Raw genomic sequence first — 16,899 nt, 5'->3', positions numbered from 1 at the left:
TCTGCGGCAATATTGCCTGAAACCAACTGGTTTCTGAGTTGAGGAATCCCATTTAATGAGCGATATGGCAGAGCGCCTCGCGCTACATGAATTCACGGAAAACGCCTACCTGAACTACTCCATGTACGTCATCATGGACAGGGCGTTGCCGTTTATCGGTGATGGGCTGAAACCCGTTCAGCGCCGCATCGTGTATGCGATGTCTGAGCTGGGTCTGAATGCCAGCGCCAAGTTTAAAAAATCCGCCCGTACCGTCGGTGACGTGCTGGGTAAATACCATCCACACGGCGACAGCGCCTGTTATGAAGCGATGGTCCTGATGGCCCAGCCGTTCTCGTACCGTTATCCGCTGGTCGACGGCCAGGGGAACTGGGGTGCGCCGGACGATCCGAAGTCGTTCGCGGCGATGCGTTACACCGAATCCCGCCTCTCTAAATATGCCGAACTGCTGCTCAGCGAGCTGGGCCAGGGCACCGTGGAGTGGGTACCAAACTTCGACGGCACCATGCAGGAGCCGAAAATGCTGCCTGCGCGTCTGCCGAACATCCTGCTGAACGGCACCACCGGCATTGCCGTGGGGATGGCGACGGATATCCCGCCGCACAACCTGCGTGAAGTGGCGAAAGCGGCGATCACCCTGATTGAACAGCCGAAAACCTCGCTGGATGAGCTGCTGGATATCGTCCAGGGGCCGGACTACCCGACCGAAGCGGAGATCATCACCTCCCGCGCGGAAATCCGCAAAATCTACGAGAACGGTCGCGGCTCGGTGCGCATGCGCGCGGTGTGGACCAAAGAGGACGGCGCGGTAGTGATCACGGCGCTGCCACACCAGGTCTCCGGCGCGAAAGTGCTGGAGCAGATCGCCGCCCAGATGCGCAATAAAAAGCTACCAATGGTGGATGACCTGCGCGACGAATCCGACCACGAAAACCCGACCCGTCTGGTGATCGTGCCGCGCTCTAACCGCGTGGACATGGAACAGGTGATGAACCACCTGTTCGCCACCACCGATCTGGAAAAAAGCTACCGTATCAACCTGAACATGATTGGCCTCGACGGTCGTCCGGCGGTAAAAAACCTGCTGGAGATCCTCACCGAGTGGCTGACCTTCCGTCGGGATACGGTACGCCGTCGTCTGAATCACCGTCTGGAAAAAGTGCTTAAGCGCCTGCATATCCTTGAAGGTTTGCTGGTGGCGTTCCTCAATATCGACGAAGTGATCGAGATCATTCGTACCGAGGATGAGCCGAAGCCGGCATTGATGTCGCGCTTTGGCATCAGCGAAACCCAGGCTGAAGCGATCCTCGATCTGAAACTGCGCCATCTCGCCAAACTGGAAGAGATGAAGATCCGTGGTGAGCAGAATGAGCTGGAAAAAGAGCGCGATCAGCTGCAGGCGATCCTCGCCTCCGACCGTAAGATGAACAACCTGCTGAAGAAAGAGCTGCAGGCGGATGCCGAAGCCTTCGGTGACGATCGTCGTTCTCCGCTGCACGAGCGCGAAGAAGCGAAAGCGATGAACGAGCATGACATGCTGCCGTCCGAGCCGGTGACCATAGTGCTGTCACAAAGCGGCTGGGTACGCAGCGCCAAGGGGCACGACATCGACGCCCCGGGCCTGAGTTACAAAGCGGGCGATAGCTTCAAAGCCGCGGTGAAAGGTAAGAGCAACCAGCCGGTGGCCTTTATCGACACCACCGGACGCAGCTACGCCATCGATCCGATCACGCTGCCGTCGGCGCGCGGGCAGGGCGAGCCGCTGACCGGCAAGCTGACGCTGCCGCCGGGTGCCACGGTTGAGCACATGCTGATGGAAAGCGACGAGCAGAAGCTGCTGCTGGCCTCCGATGCGGGCTACGGCTTCATCTGCACCTTTAACGATCTGGTGTCGCGTAACCGCGCGGGCAAGGCGTTGATTAGCCTGCCGGAAAACGCCCGGGTGATGACGCCGCTGGTGATTGAAAACGAGAGCGATATGCTGCTGGCGATCTCTGCCGCAGGCCGCATGCTGATGTTCCCGCTGAGCGATCTGCCGCAGCTGTCGAAAGGGAAGGGCAACAAGATCATCAACATCCCGACGGCGGACGCGGCCGCAGGCGAAGACAGCCTGGCGCACCTCTTTATCCTGCCGCCGCAGAGCACTCTGACCCTCCACATGGGTAAACGCAAAATCAAAATGCGTCCGGAAGAGCTGCAGAAAGTGGTCGGCGAACGTGGACGCAAAGGGTCGTTGATGCGTGGCCTGCAACGTATTGAACGCGTGGAGATCGACTCGCCGCACCGCGCTAAAGCGGGCGATAACGAAGCGTAACAGGGCACCTCCCCCTCCGTTCAGGAGGGGGTCTCGCGTAAAACATCCGTTATAAAAACAAAAGAGTTACCCGCTTACAGTTGCAGTATAATCGTCAGCTGTCAGGGGTTTTTGAGGTCGCTATGCTATTAATTGTTCGTTCCATTCTTGCCGTGATTTACTGCATTCTGGTCTGTATTTTCGGCTGTATTTACTGCCTGTTCAGCCCGCGCAATCCAAAGCACGTTGCCACCTTTGGCCATATGTTTGCCCGTCTGGGGCCACTGTTTGGTGTGAAAGTCGAGACGCGTCTGCCGGAAGGGGTAGAGAAGCACGGCAACGCTATCTATATCGGTAACCATCAGAACAACTACGATATGATCACCGCCGCAAAAATTGTTCAGCCGCCAACCGTGACCGTGGGCAAAAAAAGCCTGCTGTGGGTGCCGTTCTTTGGCCTGCTCTACTGGCTGACCGGCAACCTGCTGATTGACCGTAACAACCGCGCCAAAGCGCACGGTACCATCGCCGAGGTGGTGAACCACTTCAAAAAGCGCAGGATCTCCATCTGGATGTTCCCGGAAGGGACCCGCAGCCGGGGTCGCGGCCTGCTGCCGTTCAAAACTGGCGCGTTTCACGCCGCAATTGCGGCAGGTGTACCGATTATTCCGGTGTGTGTTTCCAACACATCGAATAAGATTAACCTCAACCGCCTGCGTAACGGCCTGGTGATCGTCGAGATGCTGCCGCCGGTCGATGTCAGTAAATATGGCAAAGATCAGGTGCGTGAGCTGGCGGCCCATTGCCGCGAATTAATGCTGAATAAAATCGCTGAGCTCGATAAAGAAGTCGCAGAGCGCGAAGCCGCTGGCAGGGTTTAAGCCGGCCTGAAGGGAAAACGAATTCCCGCGTTGTTAGTACGATTATACATGGAGCTACTATGTCACTCAGTCGCCGTCAGTTTATTCAGGCATCGGGTATCGCCCTTTGTGCAGGTGCGGTTCCGCTGAGGGCACACGCCGCCGGGCAGCAACAGCCGCTGCCCATCCCGCCGTTACTCGAGTCCCGTCGCGGTCAGCCACTGTTCCTGACGTTACAGCGTTCCCACTGGTCGTTCACCCAGGGGACGCGGGCTAACGTCTGGGGCATTAACGGGCGCTACCTTGGCCCGACCGTGCGCGTCTGGAGCGGCGATGACGTCAAACTGATCTACAGCAACCGTCTGGCGGAGAACGTTGCCATGACCGTCAGCGGTTTGCAGGTGCCGGGCCCGCTGCTGGGCGGCGCGCCACGCATGATGTCCCCGAGCGCCGATTGGGCGCCGGTTCTGCCGATTCGCCAGAACGCCGCCACCCTTTGGTATCACGCCAACACCCCGAACCGCAGCGCGCAGCAGGTCTATACCGGCCTGGCGGGGATGTGGCTGGTGGAAGATGAGGTCAGCAAATCTCTGCCGATCCCGAATCACTACGGGGTCGACGACTTTCCGATCATCATTCAGGACAAGCGGCTGGATAACTTCGGTACGCCGGAGTACAGCGAGCCGGGCAGCGGTGGCTTTGTCGGCGACACGTTGCTGGTGAACGGCGCGCAGAGCCCGTATGTCGAAGTCTCCCGCGGCTGGGTGCGCCTGCGCCTGCTGAATGCATCCAACTCGCGCCGCTATCTGTTGCAGATGAGCGATGGCCGGGCGCTGCACGTGATTGCCGGGGATCAGGGCTTCTTACCGGCCCCGGTACCGGTTAAGCAGCTGGCGCTGGCACCGGGCGAGCGACGCGAAATCCTGGTGGATATGACCAACGGCGATGAAGTGTCGATCACCTGCGGCGAGGCGGCGAGCATCGTTGACCGCCTGCGCGGCTTCTTTGAACCCTCGAGCATTCTGGTCTCGACCCTGGTGTTGACCCTGCGACCAACCGGGCTGTTGCCGCTGGTGACCGATACCCTGCCGATGCGCCTGCTGCCGGACGAGGTTCTGAGCGGGACGCCGGTGCGCAGCCGGGATATCAGCCTCGGTGACGATCCGGGCATTAACGGCCAGCTTTGGGATGTGAACCGCATTGATATCACCGCCCAGCAGGGCACCTGGGAGCGCTGGACGGTGCGCGCCGACATGCCGCAGTCATTCCATATCGAAGGGGTGAAGTTCCTGGTGCGCAACGTCAACGGCGCCATGCCGTTCCCGGAAGACCGGGGCTGGAAAGATACCGTCTGGGTCGACGGGCAGGTTGAACTGCTGGTCTATTACAGTCAGCCCTCCTGGCCGCACTTCCCGTTCCTGTTCCACAGCCAGACGCTGGAGATGATGGACAGGGGCTCGGTAGGACAAATGTTGATCAATCCGGCACCGTAATCGTGCCGGGTGGGCCGGTCTACGGGCTTGTAGGCCGGGTAAGGCGAAGCCGCCACCCGGCGTTAAAAACCCCGCACAATACTCCTTCATTTCCCACATTGATCCAGCGTATAATCCCGCTCCTTTTGTCTATTTTTTCTTCGGAAGCATTATGAGCGCAATTTCCCTGATCCAGCCGGATCGTGACCTCTTCTCCTGGCCCCAGTACTGGGCGGCCTGCTTTGGACCGGCACCGTTCCTGCCGATGTCTCGTGAAGAGATGGACCAACTTGGCTGGGACAGCTGCGACATTATTCTGGTGACCGGCGATGCCTATGTCGATCACCCGAGCTTTGGCATGGCGATCTGCGGTCGTATGCTTGAAGCCCAGGGCTTCCGCGTCGGGATCATTGCCCAGCCGGACTGGAACAGCAAAGAGGACTTTATGCGCCTCGGTAAACCGAACCTGTTCTTCGGCGTCACCGCGGGCAATATGGACTCGATGATCAACCGTTACACCGCCGACCGCAAACTGCGTCACGACGATGCCTACACCGCGGATAACGTGGCGGGCAAGCGTCCGGACCGCGCGACGCTCGTCTATACCCAACGATGCAAAGAAGCATGGAAAGACGTGCCGGTCATCCTGGGTGGCATCGAAGCGAGCCTGCGCCGTACCGCCCATTACGACTACTGGTCTGATACCGTGCGCCGTTCGGTGCTGGTGGACTCCAAAGCCGACATGCTGATCTTCGGCAACGGTGAGCGTCCGCTGGTGGAAGTGGCGCATCGTCTCTCCCAGGGCGAGCCGGTAGGCAACATCCGCGACGTGCGTAACACCGCGATCATGGTGAAAGAGGCCCTGCCGGGCTGGAGCGGAGTGGATTCCCGTATCATCGATATGCCAGGCAAAATCGACCCGATTCCGCACCCGTACGGCGAAGATCTGCCGTGCGCCGATAACAAGCCCGTCGAGCCGAAGAAAGCCGAAGCCAAAGCGATCACCGTTCAGCCGCCGCGTCCAAAGCCGTGGGAAAAGACCTACGTGCTGCTGCCGTCCTTTGAGAAAGTCAAAGCGGACAAAGTGCTTTACGCTCATGCTTCCCGAATTCTGCACCACGAAACCAATCCGGGCTGTGCCCGTGCGCTGATGCAAAAGCACGGCGAGCGCTATATCTGGGTCAACCCGCCGGCCATCCCGCTCTCTACCGAAGAGATGGACAGCGTCTTTGCCCTGCCGTACAAGCGTGTGCCGCACCCTTCATACGGTGACAGCCGTATTCCGGCCTATGAGATGATCCGCTTCTCAATCAACATCATGCGCGGCTGTTTCGGCGGGTGCTCCTTCTGCTCCATCACCGAGCACGAAGGCCGTATTATCCAGAGCCGTTCCGAAGAGTCGATTGTTAACGAGATCGAAGCTATTCGTGACACGGTTCCGGGCTTTACCGGCGTGATCTCCGATCTGGGTGGCCCGACGGCCAACATGTATATGCTGCGCTGTAAGTCACCGCGTGCGGAGCAGACCTGCCGTCGTCTCTCCTGTGTCTATCCGAGCATTTGCGAGCATATGGACACCAACCACGAGCCGACGATCAACCTCTACCGTCGCGCCCGCGACCTGAAGGGCATCAAGAAGATCCTTATCGCTTCTGGCGTGCGTTACGACATCGCCGTGGAAGATCCGCGCTACATCAAAGAGCTGGCGACCCACCACGTGGGCGGCTACCTGAAGATTGCCCCTGAGCATACTGAAGAAGGCCCGCTGTCGAAGATGATGAAGCCGGGAATGGGCAGCTACGACCGCTTCAAAGAGCTGTTCGATACCTACTCCAAACAGGCCGGGAAAGAGCAGTATCTGATCCCGTACTTCATCTCCGCGCACCCGGGTACGCGTGATGAGGACATGGTGAATCTGGCCCTGTGGCTGAAACAACGCCGCTTCCGTCTGGATCAGGTGCAGAACTTCTATCCGTCACCGCTGGCGAACTCGACCACCATGTATTACACCGGCAAGAACCCGCTGAGTAAGATTGGTTACAAGAGTGAAGATGTGGTGGTGCCGAAGGGGGACAAACAGCGTCGCCTGCATAAAGCCCTGCTGCGCTACCACGATCCGGCTAACTGGCCGCTGATCCGCCAGGCGCTGGAAGAGATGGGTAAAAAGCACCTGATCGGCTCACGTCGTGATTGCCTGGTGCCTGCCCCGACGCTGGATGAGATGCGCGAAGCACGTCGCCAGAATCGCAATACGCGCCCGGCGCTGACCAAGCATACGCCGATTGTGCATCAGCGTTCGAACGCAGGGGCGACTGCGAAGAAAAATGTAAAACGTAAGATCGGTTAAACCTGTAAAAATGCCCGGTGGCGCTGCGCTTACCGGGCCTACAACACCCTGAATCGTAGGCCGGGTAAGGCGAAGCCGCCACCCGGCTTTTTTAAACGCAATTAACCGCCAAACTGGTCCGGATCCGGGCCTAAACGCTTGCCTTTATCCAGCTTCGCAATTTCACCCAACTCATCTTTATCCAGACGGAAATCCCACACCGCGAAGTTCTCTGCGATACGCGCTGGAGTAACGGATTTCGGGATCACCACCAGACCGCAGTCCAGATGCCAGCGAATGACAATCTGTGCCGGGGTTTTGCCGTACTTATCGGCCAAATCGCGGATGATTTTCTGATCGAAGACCCCTTCGCCACCCTGGGCCAGCGGGCTCCAGGATTCGGTCTGGATCTTGTGGGTCGCATTCCATGAGTGCAGTTGACGCTGCTGCATCAGCGGGTGCAGTTCAATCTGGTTGATCACCGGGGCGACGCCGGTCTCATCAATCAGACGCTGCAGATGGTGGACCTGGAAATTACAGACCCCGATGCTCTTCACCAGCCCGGCTTTCTGCAGGTCAATCATCCCTTTCCAGGCGTCAACATAGTGATCGATCGCCGGAACCGGCCAGTGCATGAGATAGAGATCGACGAAATCGAGTTGCAGCTTGTCGAGGCTCTCCTGGAGAGCTTCCGCCGGACGTTTCTGGTCGTCATTCCACAGCTTGGTGGTGATGAATAACTCATCGCGTGACACACCGGCGCTGGCCAGCGCGTTGCCCACGCCGTCCTCATTTTTGTAGGCGGCTGCGGTATCAATAGAGCGATAGCCGACTTCCAGTGCTTTGTGAATGGCGGACACGACCTCGTCGTTACCGGCTTTCCATACGCCGAGCCCCAACTGGGGCATTACATTGCCGTCCTGAAGCTTGATTACGGTTTGGTTTGCCATCTTTCCTCCTTCATGGGACATCCACCAGAGGTAATCCTCTGGTGGCGTATGTGCATTAAGCCTGGCCTAAATGCCGAAAAACGAAAGGTAAGCGCGCAAAATCGCTTAGCGAGCAGCCTCGTAAATACGGCGGCTCACGTCGAGGGTAATGTCGTGATGCTCACCGATTTGGGTCATACCGTGCTCTTCGAGTTTCGCCAGCAGGGCAGGGATGGAGCTTCCGTCCAAACCGTAGCCGGAAAGACGCGTTGGCACGCCCAACTGCTCGAAGAAGTGGCGGGTCGCGGCGATAGCGGCATCGATACGCTCGTCGTCAGAACCCTCGGTGATACCCCAGACGCGCTCAGCGTACTGCAGCAGCTTGCCGCGTTTGGTGTCGCGTTTTTCATTCCACAGCGCAGGCAGCACGACCGCGAGGGTCTGGGCGTGATCGAGACCGTGCATCGCCGTCAGCTCGTGGCCCAGCATATGGGTAGCCCAGTCCTGCGGCACGCCGGCACCGATCAGGCCGTTCAGCGCCTGAGTCGCGGCCCACATCACGTTGGCACGCACTTCATAGTTTTCTGGCTCTTTCAGCGCCAGCGGGCCGTCTTCGATCAGGGTCAGCAGAATGCCCTCGGCGAAACGATCCTGAATTTTGGCGTTTACCGGGTAAGTAACGTACTGCTCAACGGTATGAACAAAGGCATCCACCACGCCGTTTGCCACCTGACGCGGCGGCAGGGTGTAGGTATAAACCGGGTCCAGCACCGCAAACACCGGCTGCACGTGCTCGTTCATAAAGGCCTGTTTGTCGCCGGTGGTTTTACGGGAGATCACCGCGCCTTTGTTGGATTCAGAGCCGGTAGCAGGCAGGGTCAGCACGGAGCCCATCGGGATGGCGCTTTTGATGTCGCTGCCGCCGGTCTGCAGGATGTGCCACGGGTCGATGTCATCAGCGTAGTGGGCCGCCGCAGCGATAAACTTGGTGCCGTCCAGCACCGAGCCGCCGCCGACGGCCAGCAGGAAGGTGATCTTCTCGTCGCGGGCGATTTTCACCGCGTTCATCAGGGTTTCGTAAGACGGGTTCGGTTCAATGCCGCCAAACTCACGCACGTCCAGACCTTGCAGGGCGCTGTAGACCTGATCCAGCACGCCGTTTTTCTTCACGCTGCCGCCACCGTAGGTGATCAGCACGCGGGCGTTGGCCGGGATCTGCTCGCGCAGATCGGCGATAGCCTCTTTACCAAACAGAATGCGGGTCGGGGTATGCAGATTGAAATTGTTCATTGTTCGTTCCCTTAGGTGGGTGAAAATACCGGGCTAACTGATGGTGCCCATTGTGGCGAGCACCAGCGTTCCTCTCAATGCACATTTCTGCCGTTGTCTTGCCCATTTCTACAGGGTGCTGGAGAAACTGTGAAAAACCGCGCACACTGCAAACGTCGGAAACCTTACCCGGATTGAGCAAAGATGAACCGCGATGAAACCTGCCTGCAGCTAACGGCGCAAATTAACAGACTGAAAGATAATGCAAATAATCTCGACACGCTGCTGCCGGACGTGCGTCTGCTGTACGGTACCCAGCCCGGCACCCGCACGCCGGTGATGTACCAGCCTGGTATCATTTTTCTCTTTTCCGGGCATAAAATTGGCTATATCAATGAGCGGGTGTTCCGCTATGACCCGCGCGAATATCTGCTCCTGACAGTACCTTTACCCTTTGAATGTGAAACCTTCGCGACAGAAGCCGTGCCGCTGGCAGGTATTCGTTTAAATGTGGATATCCTGCAGCTGCAGGAGCTGCTGATGGATATTGGCGAGGACGAGCTGTTTTGCCCGTCGATGGCGGCAAGCGGGATCAACTCCGCCACGCTGACGGATGAGATCCTCTGCGCCATTGAGCGCCTGCTGGACGTGATGGAGCGCCCGCTGGATGCGCGCATTCTCGGAAAGCAGATTATCCGTGAGATCCTCTATCACGTGCTGCTGGGACCGGGCGGCGGAGCGCTGCTGGCGCTGGTCAGCCGGCAGACCCACTTCAGCCTCATCAGCCGGGTGCTGAAGCGCATCGAGAGCCAGTACACCGAAAACCTAAGTGTCGATCAGCTGGCGGCCGAGGCCAACATGAGCGTCTCGGCGTTCCACCATAACTTCAAATCGGTGACCAGCACCTCGCCGCTGCAATATCTCAAGAGCTACCGCCTGCATAAGGCGCGGATGATGATGATCCACGACGGGATGAAAGCCAGCGCGGCGGCGCTGCGGGTAGGCTATGAAAGCGCGTCGCAGTTCAGTCGGGAGTTCAAACGTTACTTCGGGGTGACGCCAGGGGAAGACGCGGCGCGGATCAGGATGATGCAGGGGTAGGGTGTTCAAGTACCCTCTCCCCTATGGGGAGAGGGTGAAGAGTATAGCTGTCAGGCGCGACAGTATTTCTTACGGATCACCACGACGATAGTGCCCACCAGACCAGCCACCAGCAGGAATACCGGCAGGATCATCAGGAAGGTCATGACCTGATCTTCGTGGCGTTTCACGAACGGGATCATGCTCAGGGCATAGCCGAAGGTGGTCACCACGCCGACCCACAGCAGCGCGCTCAGCCAGTTAAAGAACTGGAAGCGGCGGTTAGAGAGCCCGGAGATGCCCGCCATGGTCGGCAGCAGGGTGCGCACAAAGGCCAGGAAACGTCCGGCGAGCAGCGCCAGCAGGCCGTGGCGATCAAACATGCAGGCCGCGCGCTGGTGATACTTATGCGGCAACTGCGCCAGCCAGCCTTTCACTACCCGCGTATTGCCCAGCCAGCGGCCCTGCAAATAGCTGAGCCAGCAGCCCAGGCTGGCGGCGGAGGTCAGGATCACCATCGTCGGCGCAAAATCCATCACCCCTTTCCCGATTAACGCCCCCGCCAGCAGCAGCAGGCTGTCGCCCGGTAAAAATGAGGCAGGCAGTAACCCATTTTCCAGAAACAGCGTGGCGAACATTACGAGATAAACAACCCCAACCACGTGAGGGTCCGCCAGTGCTGCAAAATCGTGTTGCCAGAGTGCAGCGATAATATCTTGAATAACAGCCATGGGCTTTCCTGTGGAACAGCGTATATGGGCCTATTGTACTCCCTATTTCGCCTGCGGGCTTTGATCGCAGGCGCAACAAATCAGACTTTTCTGCATCGATTGAGGAGAAAAGTGTCCGCGGAGTGCTTTTATGACCCGGTGTTATTCGATACGCGCAAACCCGGCCTCTAAATCGGCAATCAAATCGTCGACGTTTTCCAGGCCGATATGCAGACGGATCAGGGTCCCGGTAAAGTCTACTTCTCCGCCCGGACGCAGGGCAGCAATCTGCTCTGGCTGGTTTGGCAGGATCAGCGACTCAAAGCCGCCCCACGAGTAGGCCATGCTGAAAAGGGAGAAGTTATCGAGGTAGTTTGCCAGCTCGTCATTGCTCAGGCGCTTGTTGAGCACAAACGAGAACAGGCCGCTGCTGCCCGTAAAATCACGTTGCCAGAATTCATGCCCGACGCTGCCCGGCAGGGCGGGATGGTTAACCCGCGCCACCTGCGGATGCTGCGCCAGCCACTGGGCGACTTTCAGGCTGCTTTCATGATGCTGGCGCAGACGGACGCTCAGGGTACGCAGGCCGCGGCTGGTCATGTAAGCGGTATCGGCATCCACCATCTGTCCCATCAGATAGGCGTTTTCACACAGCTGCTCCCAGCAGCGGGCGTTAGAGACCGCCGTACCGATCATGCCGTCCGAGTGGCCGATCAGGTATTTGGTCGCCGCCTGAATAGAGATGTCGATACCAAAATCGAGCGCCTTAAACAGCACCCCTGCCGCCCAGGTGTTATCGATCATGATGATGGCGTCCGGCGCTTTGCTGCGTACCGCCTGTACGATGGCAGGCACATCGTGCACTTCCATGGTGATGGAGCCCGGCGATTCGAGGAACACGATCCGGGTATTGGGCTGGATCAGATCGGCAATCTTCGCGCCGATCTGCGGATCGAACCAGCCGGTGGTCACGCCCAGCTTGCTGAGGATTTTGGTGCAGAAGTCCTGGCTCGGCTCGTAGGCGGTGTTGGTCATCAGGATATGGTCGCCCTGTTCAACAAACGCCAGAATAGTATTGGCCACCGCCGCCGCACCGCACGGGAACAGGGCGCAGCCTGCGCCGCCTTCCAGCTCGCACATCGCTTCCTGTAATGAGAAGTGGGTCAGCGTCCCGCGACGCCCGTAAAACAGCTCGCCCTTTGCCCGGTTGCGGGTGGCGTGCTTTTTCGCCTCGACGGTCTCAAACACCAGCGACGAGGCGCGCTGAATCACGCTGTTCACCGAACCGAGGGTATATTTCTTGCTGCGTCCCGCCTGGACAAGGGTGGTATCAAGATGCTTCTCTTTCATGTCTGCGCAACCTGTTTTTATACGTCTGGACGTCCACACTATCACGAAAGTAAAAATGGTCGCGAGAAGGGTGGTGGGATCAGCGGAATATTTTTTAAAATATGTTTCCGGGAAATTTTTCCTGCGTAAGCGCAAGGAAAATGAAACGAATTTACGGCACTATGTAAATACTAATGAGAACGACTATCAATTCGACGCTGTTTTGATATTATTATGCTCAGATTTTGTGATTTGCGTCCTGGAGATACCGAGTGGGTAATAATTTGATGCAGACGGACCTCTCCGTCTGGGGTATGTATCATCATGCCGACATCGTGGTGAAGATTGTGATGATCGGCCTGATTCTGGCGTCTGTCGTCACCTGGGCTATTTTCTTTAGCAAGAGCGTGGAGCTTATCTCGCACAAGCGCCGTCTTAAACGCGAGCAGCAGCAGCTGGCTGAGGCCCGCAACCTGAATCAGGCGAGCGACATGACCTCTTCCTTCCAGGCCAAAAGCCTGACCACCCAGTTAATCAACGAAGCCCAGAACGAGCTCGAGCTTTCTGCAGGCAGCGAAGACAACGAAGGGATTAAAGAGCGTACCGGCTTCCGTCTGGAGCGTCGCGTGGCGGCCATTGGTCGTCATATGGGACGTGGTAACGGCTACCTGGCGACCATCGGTGCGATTTCACCGTTCGTCGGTCTGTTCGGTACGGTCTGGGGCATCATGAACAGCTTCATCGGCATCGCCCAGACCCAAACCACCAACCTCGCGGTTGTGGCCCCCGGCATCGCAGAAGCCCTGCTGGCGACGGCGATTGGTCTGGTTGCCGCTATCCCGGCAGTGGTCATCTATAACATCTTCGCCCGTATGATCGGCAGCTACAAAGCGACCCTCGGTGACGTTGCTGCTCAGGTCCTGCTGCTGCAAAGCCGCGATCTGGACCTCAGTGCCAGCGCCGTGAAGCCGGTCCGTTCTGCTCAGAAATTACACTTAGGTTGATTCGTCATGGCAATGCGTCTTAATGAAAATCTGGACGATAACGGCGAAATGCACGAAATCAACGTGACGCCGTTTATCGACGTCATGCTGGTTCTGCTGATTATCTTCATGGTTGCTGCGCCGCTGGCGACGGTAGACGTGAAGGTCAATCTGCCTGCATCATCCAGTCAGCCGCAGCCGCGCCCGGAAAAACCGATTTATCTGTCCGTGAAAGCTGATAAATCCATGTTCCTGGGTAACGATCTGGTAACGGATGAGTCGGTGATCCCGGCGCTGAATACCCTGACTAACGGCAAGAAAGAGACCACCGTCTTCTTCCGTGCTGACAAGACCGTCGACTACGAAACCATGATGAGGGTAATGGACACGCTGCATCAGGCGGGTTACCTGAAGATTGGCCTGGTAGGCGAAGAGAAGACTGTGGCTAAATAAACAAAAGCGGCACCCCTTGAGGTGCCGCTTTTGTATTTGCCCGGTGGCGCTACGCTTACCGGGCCTACGTTCAACATGTAGGCCGGGTAAGGCGAAGCCGCCACCCGGCACTGCACAACTACCCCAGATGTTCCCCGCCGCACACGCCGTGCACTTCCGCCGTCACATAGCTTGATTCCTGGCTCGCCAGATAGACGTACACCGGTGCCAGCTCCGCAGGCTGCCCTGCGCGCTTCATTGGGGTCTGCTGACCGAACTGCGGGATCTTCTCCTGCGGCTGACCGCCGGAAATTTGCAGCGCCGTCCAGACAGGGCCTGGCGCGACCACGTTAACGCGTACGCCGCTCTCCGCCACCTGCTTCGCCAGCCCGCGGCTGAAGTTAAGGATGGCCGCTTTGGTAGACGCATAGTCCAGCAGGTGCGGACTTGGCTGATAGGCCTGAATCGACGAGGTGGTGATAATGCTCGCCCCGGCCGGCAGCAGCGGCAGCGCCTCCTGGGTTATCCAGAACAGCGCAAACACGTTGACGGTATAGGTCTGTTTAAACTGCTCCGTTGTAATATCAGCAATATTCTCGACTGCCACCTGCTTACCGGCCACCAGTGCCAGTACATCCAGTCCGCCGAGTTCCTGATGGGCTTTGTGCACCAGCGAACGGGCAAATTTTTCATCGCTCAGGTCGCCGGGGATCAGTACCGCTTTGCGTCCGGCTTCTTCAATCAGCTGCTTAACCTGCTGCGCGTCTTCTTCTTCGGCAGGCAGATAGTTGATAGCAACGTCTGCGCCTTCACGCGCGTAAGCGATGGCGGCAGCGCGTCCAATACCGGAGTCGCCCCCTGTCACCAGTGCCTTACGATCCTGTAGTCTGCCGCTGCCTTTGTAGCTCTTCTCGCCGCAATCCGGGACCGGATCCATCTTGCTCTGCACCCCGGGGATGGGCTGTTTTTGCTTCGGGAATTCGCCAGTGTAGTACTGGGTGGTTGGGTCCTGAATTTTGCTCTGGGAATTTGCCATTGAGGTTCTCCTTGAGTGGGTGATCAGGCTTTAAGCTTAGAAGAATCAACCGGGAAGTGAGGATCATTCAGGATAATCCTTAAATCAATAGCAACAGGCGGAGCGGGGCGCGCTGGGGTTACGGCTTTTGCGCAGGGGATGTGGTTTTCGCGGCGAGTACATCTTCATTCAGTGCGACGGTGGTCACGCTGGTAGTACGATAGCCGTCATCGGCCAGTTTACGGGTAACGCGCAGGGTGGCGGTTTCACGGGCCCGCAAATACTGATAATTGGTTTCCAGCCGGGCCAGTATTTTCTCTTTTAAGTCTTGCCGCTGCTGCATAATGGCATTAATTGCCGCACCGTAGATCTCTTCTTTAACCTGTAACGGATAAATTTCACGGCGGTTCTGCCATTTCAGCCGCACCAGACCTGCCGGAATCGAGAGCAATTCTTTGGCAATACGTTGTATTTCAATGTTTTTAATCTCTTTCAGCGCAGCCAGATTTTGCTCTAAGATAAATTCATCGCTCTTTTTATCATCTAAAGCTAAATAAACGTTGTTGTTATCAACATCCTTCACGTTATTCATCCTCTAGCTTATAAAAAATGGGCGTGTTTTTTTCACAAGTAATTAGATTCAGCCAGATATCATTACCGGCTTCGTTTATCTCAGCGGTTTTTTCCGACAATATTTGACTTAGTGCCTGGGCATCTATTTCCCCTTCCGCTTGCAGGTCATTGAGCAGGCGGGCGAACACCTCGATTTTAACCACCCGGAATAACCGGTCCTTTATATGGCGGTCGTGCTCTTCGAGCAACATATTGCGGGAGTTACCGGTACGGGTAACACCAATTAATATATCAGGCTCGTAATCAGCGAGTGTTCTTTTCCCCTTAGTGAAATTTGCATTGCTTTCTGCTTCTGGTGGTTTCGGTTCCACGGTAGAAATGTGAAACTTAGCCGGGACCAGATTGTCGGGCAACATTTTATATTTCCTTTAATTTCAACGGGGTGGGCTTGTCTGGAGTGTGAGATTCGTTGACAATAACATGAGGCAAATTTAAAATCAAAAAAAATGGAGCCTGCCTATATGAACAGCATTTTTTATACTGTCATTACTTTGTTATTGCTTACTGCCGTGGTTCTTTTATTGATGCGCGAGTTCAATAAAAGTAGCGAAGCGGATAACGCGCACCCCCATGCGCAGCCAGAACGGATGTCAAAAGAAGAGGGCGAAGACCATTTTTCTGTGTTAATGAATGCGATTACGCCAGTCTGGTACTGGCGTGTTAATCATGAATATATTGATTTCCTCCATGCCACAATTAAACGAATGAATATGGTGGAAATAAATAGTACGCCTGACCTTTTTGATGCGCAGCGTCGTTGCAGCGATCTCAACTCGGCGGTGTACAAATATTACGACAATATCAAGAAGCGCTGCCTGAATGGTGAGAAAGTGTCGCATTCCGATCTGGAGGTGATGAATCTGCGCCAGTGTTTTCGTGAGTTCAGCCTGGAGGCTTATCCGGCGTTGGTGGTGCTGGTGTGGCCGGAGTATCAGCGGCCTGAGGTTAAGCCGGAGCAGGTATAGGGGCTTTGTTGTTTAGTTGTTGCAAACACTTTGTCGCGTTGCGATATACTGCACGCTGGTTTCGTTTGCAGACAGGACTCTATGGAACGCTTTTTTGAAAACGCAATGTATGCCTCCCGCTGGCTGTTAGCCCCGGTCTATTTTGGCCTCTCGCTGGCGCTGGTGGCCCTCTGTATTAAATTCTTCCAGGAAATTTTTCACGTCCTGCCGCACATATTCAGCGTCGCGGAATCCGACCTGATTCTGCTCCTGCTGTCGCTGGTGGATATGACCCTGGTGGGCGGCCTGCTGGTGATGGTGATGTTCTCAGGCTACGAAAACTTCGTGTCGCAGCTGGACATCGCCGCGGATAAAGAGAAGCTGAGCTGGCTGGGCAAAATGGACGCCTCGTCGCTGAAAAATAAAGTGGCTGCCTCGATTGTGGCGATCTCGTCGATTCACCTGCTGCGGGTGTTTATGGATGCCAAAAATATCCCGGATAACAAGCTGATGTGGTACGTGATTATCCACCTGACGTTTGTGCTGTCAGCGTTTGTGATGGGGTATCTGGATAAGCTGAGTCGCAAGTAATAAAAAAGCCGGGTAAGCGCAGCGCCACCCGGC

16 protein-coding genes are annotated in these 16,899 nt (G+C 56.8%); 9 read left to right on the top strand and 7 right to left on the bottom strand.

Features of this window, described 5'->3' with window-relative positions; all coding sequences use genetic code 11:
- The first annotated feature begins 55 nt into the window (after nt 1–55).
- The 4 genes from parC (at nt 56) to M8318_RS07995 (ending at nt 6,972) form a co-directional block, all read left to right on the top strand.
- Nucleotides 56–2,314 (top strand): DNA topoisomerase IV subunit A, encoded by a 2,259-nt coding sequence (parC, locus tag M8318_RS08010; RefSeq protein ID WP_262661863.1) that lies wholly within the window; start codon nt 56–58, stop codon nt 2,312–2,314.
- 122 nt (nt 2,315–2,436) lie between these two features.
- Nucleotides 2,437–3,174 carry a 1-acylglycerol-3-phosphate O-acyltransferase gene (gene plsC, locus M8318_RS08005; RefSeq protein WP_106995824.1) on the top strand — a complete coding sequence of 246 codons (738 nt, stop codon included), beginning with the start codon at nt 2,437–2,439 and terminating at the stop codon, nt 3,172–3,174.
- Nucleotides 3,175–3,233: 59 nt separating this feature from the next.
- Nucleotides 3,234–4,646 (top strand): cell division protein FtsP, encoded by a 1,413-nt coding sequence (gene ftsP, locus M8318_RS08000; RefSeq protein ID WP_262661860.1) that lies wholly within the window; start codon nt 3,234–3,236, stop codon nt 4,644–4,646.
- Between the two features lie 151 nt (nt 4,647–4,797).
- A complete protein-coding gene (locus tag M8318_RS07995) occupies nt 4,798–6,972 on the top strand; it encodes a YgiQ family radical SAM protein (protein WP_261644810.1) in 2,175 nt (724 codons plus the stop codon).
- A gap of 101 nt (nt 6,973–7,073) precedes the next feature.
- Here M8318_RS07995 and dkgA read toward each other — a convergent pair whose 3' ends face one another.
- Together dkgA and yqhD are read right to left on the bottom strand one after the other, a co-directional pair.
- Entirely contained in the window at nt 7,074–7,901 is an 828-nt protein-coding gene (gene dkgA, locus M8318_RS07990; protein ID WP_225758076.1) for a 2,5-didehydrogluconate reductase DkgA, read from the bottom strand.
- Nucleotides 7,902–8,006: 105 nt separating this feature from the next.
- Nucleotides 8,007–9,170 (bottom strand): alcohol dehydrogenase, encoded by a 1,164-nt coding sequence (gene yqhD / locus M8318_RS07985; RefSeq protein ID WP_262661858.1) that lies wholly within the window; start codon nt 9,168–9,170, stop codon nt 8,007–8,009.
- A 183-nt stretch (nt 9,171–9,353) separates the two neighbouring features.
- Between yqhD and M8318_RS07980 the strand changes: the two genes are divergently transcribed.
- Nucleotides 9,354–10,250 carry an AraC family transcriptional regulator gene (locus tag M8318_RS07980; RefSeq protein ID WP_262661856.1) on the top strand — a complete coding sequence of 299 codons (897 nt, stop codon included), beginning with the start codon at nt 9,354–9,356 and terminating at the stop codon, nt 10,248–10,250.
- A gap of 50 nt (nt 10,251–10,300) precedes the next feature.
- On the opposite strand, the gene yghB is transcribed toward M8318_RS07980, so the two are convergent.
- Nucleotides 10,301–10,960, bottom strand: coding sequence for a DedA family general envelope maintenance protein YghB (gene yghB, locus M8318_RS07975; protein WP_106995818.1), 660 nt, complete (start codon nt 10,958–10,960; stop codon nt 10,301–10,303).
- A gap of 141 nt (nt 10,961–11,101) precedes the next feature.
- Nucleotides 11,102–12,289 (bottom strand): cystathionine beta-lyase, encoded by a 1,188-nt coding sequence (gene metC, locus M8318_RS07970; protein ID WP_262661854.1) that lies wholly within the window; start codon nt 12,287–12,289, stop codon nt 11,102–11,104.
- A gap of 251 nt (nt 12,290–12,540) precedes the next feature.
- Here metC and exbB point away from each other — a divergent pair, with 251 nt between their 5' ends.
- Nucleotides 12,541–13,272, top strand: coding sequence for a tol-pal system-associated acyl-CoA thioesterase (gene exbB, locus M8318_RS07965; RefSeq protein WP_106995816.1), 732 nt, complete (start codon nt 12,541–12,543; stop codon nt 13,270–13,272).
- 6 nt (nt 13,273–13,278) lie between these two features.
- The gene (exbD, locus tag M8318_RS07960) at nt 13,279–13,704 is read left to right on the top strand and encodes a TonB system transport protein ExbD (RefSeq protein WP_262661852.1); all 426 of its coding nucleotides are present in this window, start codon (nt 13,279–13,281) and stop codon (nt 13,702–13,704) included.
- 118 nt (nt 13,705–13,822) lie between these two features.
- Here exbD and M8318_RS07955 read toward each other — a convergent pair whose 3' ends face one another.
- The 3 genes from M8318_RS07955 to M8318_RS07945 all read right to left on the bottom strand — a co-directional run bounded on the left by M8318_RS07955 (nt 13,823) and on the right by M8318_RS07945 (nt 15,687).
- A complete protein-coding gene (locus tag M8318_RS07955) occupies nt 13,823–14,719 on the bottom strand; it encodes an SDR family oxidoreductase (RefSeq protein ID WP_262661851.1) in 897 nt (298 codons plus the stop codon).
- A gap of 118 nt (nt 14,720–14,837) precedes the next feature.
- The gene (locus M8318_RS07950; RefSeq protein ID WP_262661849.1) at nt 14,838–15,290 is read right to left on the bottom strand and encodes a cytoplasmic protein; all 453 of its coding nucleotides are present in this window, start codon (nt 15,288–15,290) and stop codon (nt 14,838–14,840) included.
- A complete protein-coding gene (locus tag M8318_RS07945) occupies nt 15,283–15,687 on the bottom strand; it encodes a hypothetical protein (RefSeq protein WP_106995812.1) in 405 nt (134 codons plus the stop codon). Before M8318_RS07945 ends, M8318_RS07950 begins: the two co-directional genes overlap by 8 nt.
- Nucleotides 15,688–15,792: 105 nt before the next feature.
- On the opposite strand from M8318_RS07945, the gene M8318_RS07940 reads away from it, so the two are divergent.
- Together M8318_RS07940 and M8318_RS07935 are read left to right on the top strand one after the other, a co-directional pair.
- Nucleotides 15,793–16,296, top strand: a complete 504-nt coding sequence (locus M8318_RS07940) for an ESA_00282 family adhesion-associated protein (protein ID WP_225758080.1) — start codon at nt 15,793–15,795, stop codon at nt 16,294–16,296.
- Between the two features lie 81 nt (nt 16,297–16,377).
- On the top strand, nt 16,378–16,866 hold the full coding sequence (locus M8318_RS07935) for a TIGR00645 family protein (RefSeq protein ID WP_106995810.1): 489 nt from the start codon (nt 16,378–16,380) through the stop codon (nt 16,864–16,866).
- The last annotated feature ends 33 nt before the right edge of the window (nt 16,867–16,899 follow it).

Source organism: Leclercia tamurae, from assembly GCF_025566055.1.
Classification (GTDB): domain Bacteria; phylum Pseudomonadota; class Gammaproteobacteria; order Enterobacterales; family Enterobacteriaceae; genus Enterobacter; species Enterobacter tamurae.
This window is presented reverse-complemented; position numbering and strand designations above follow the sequence as displayed.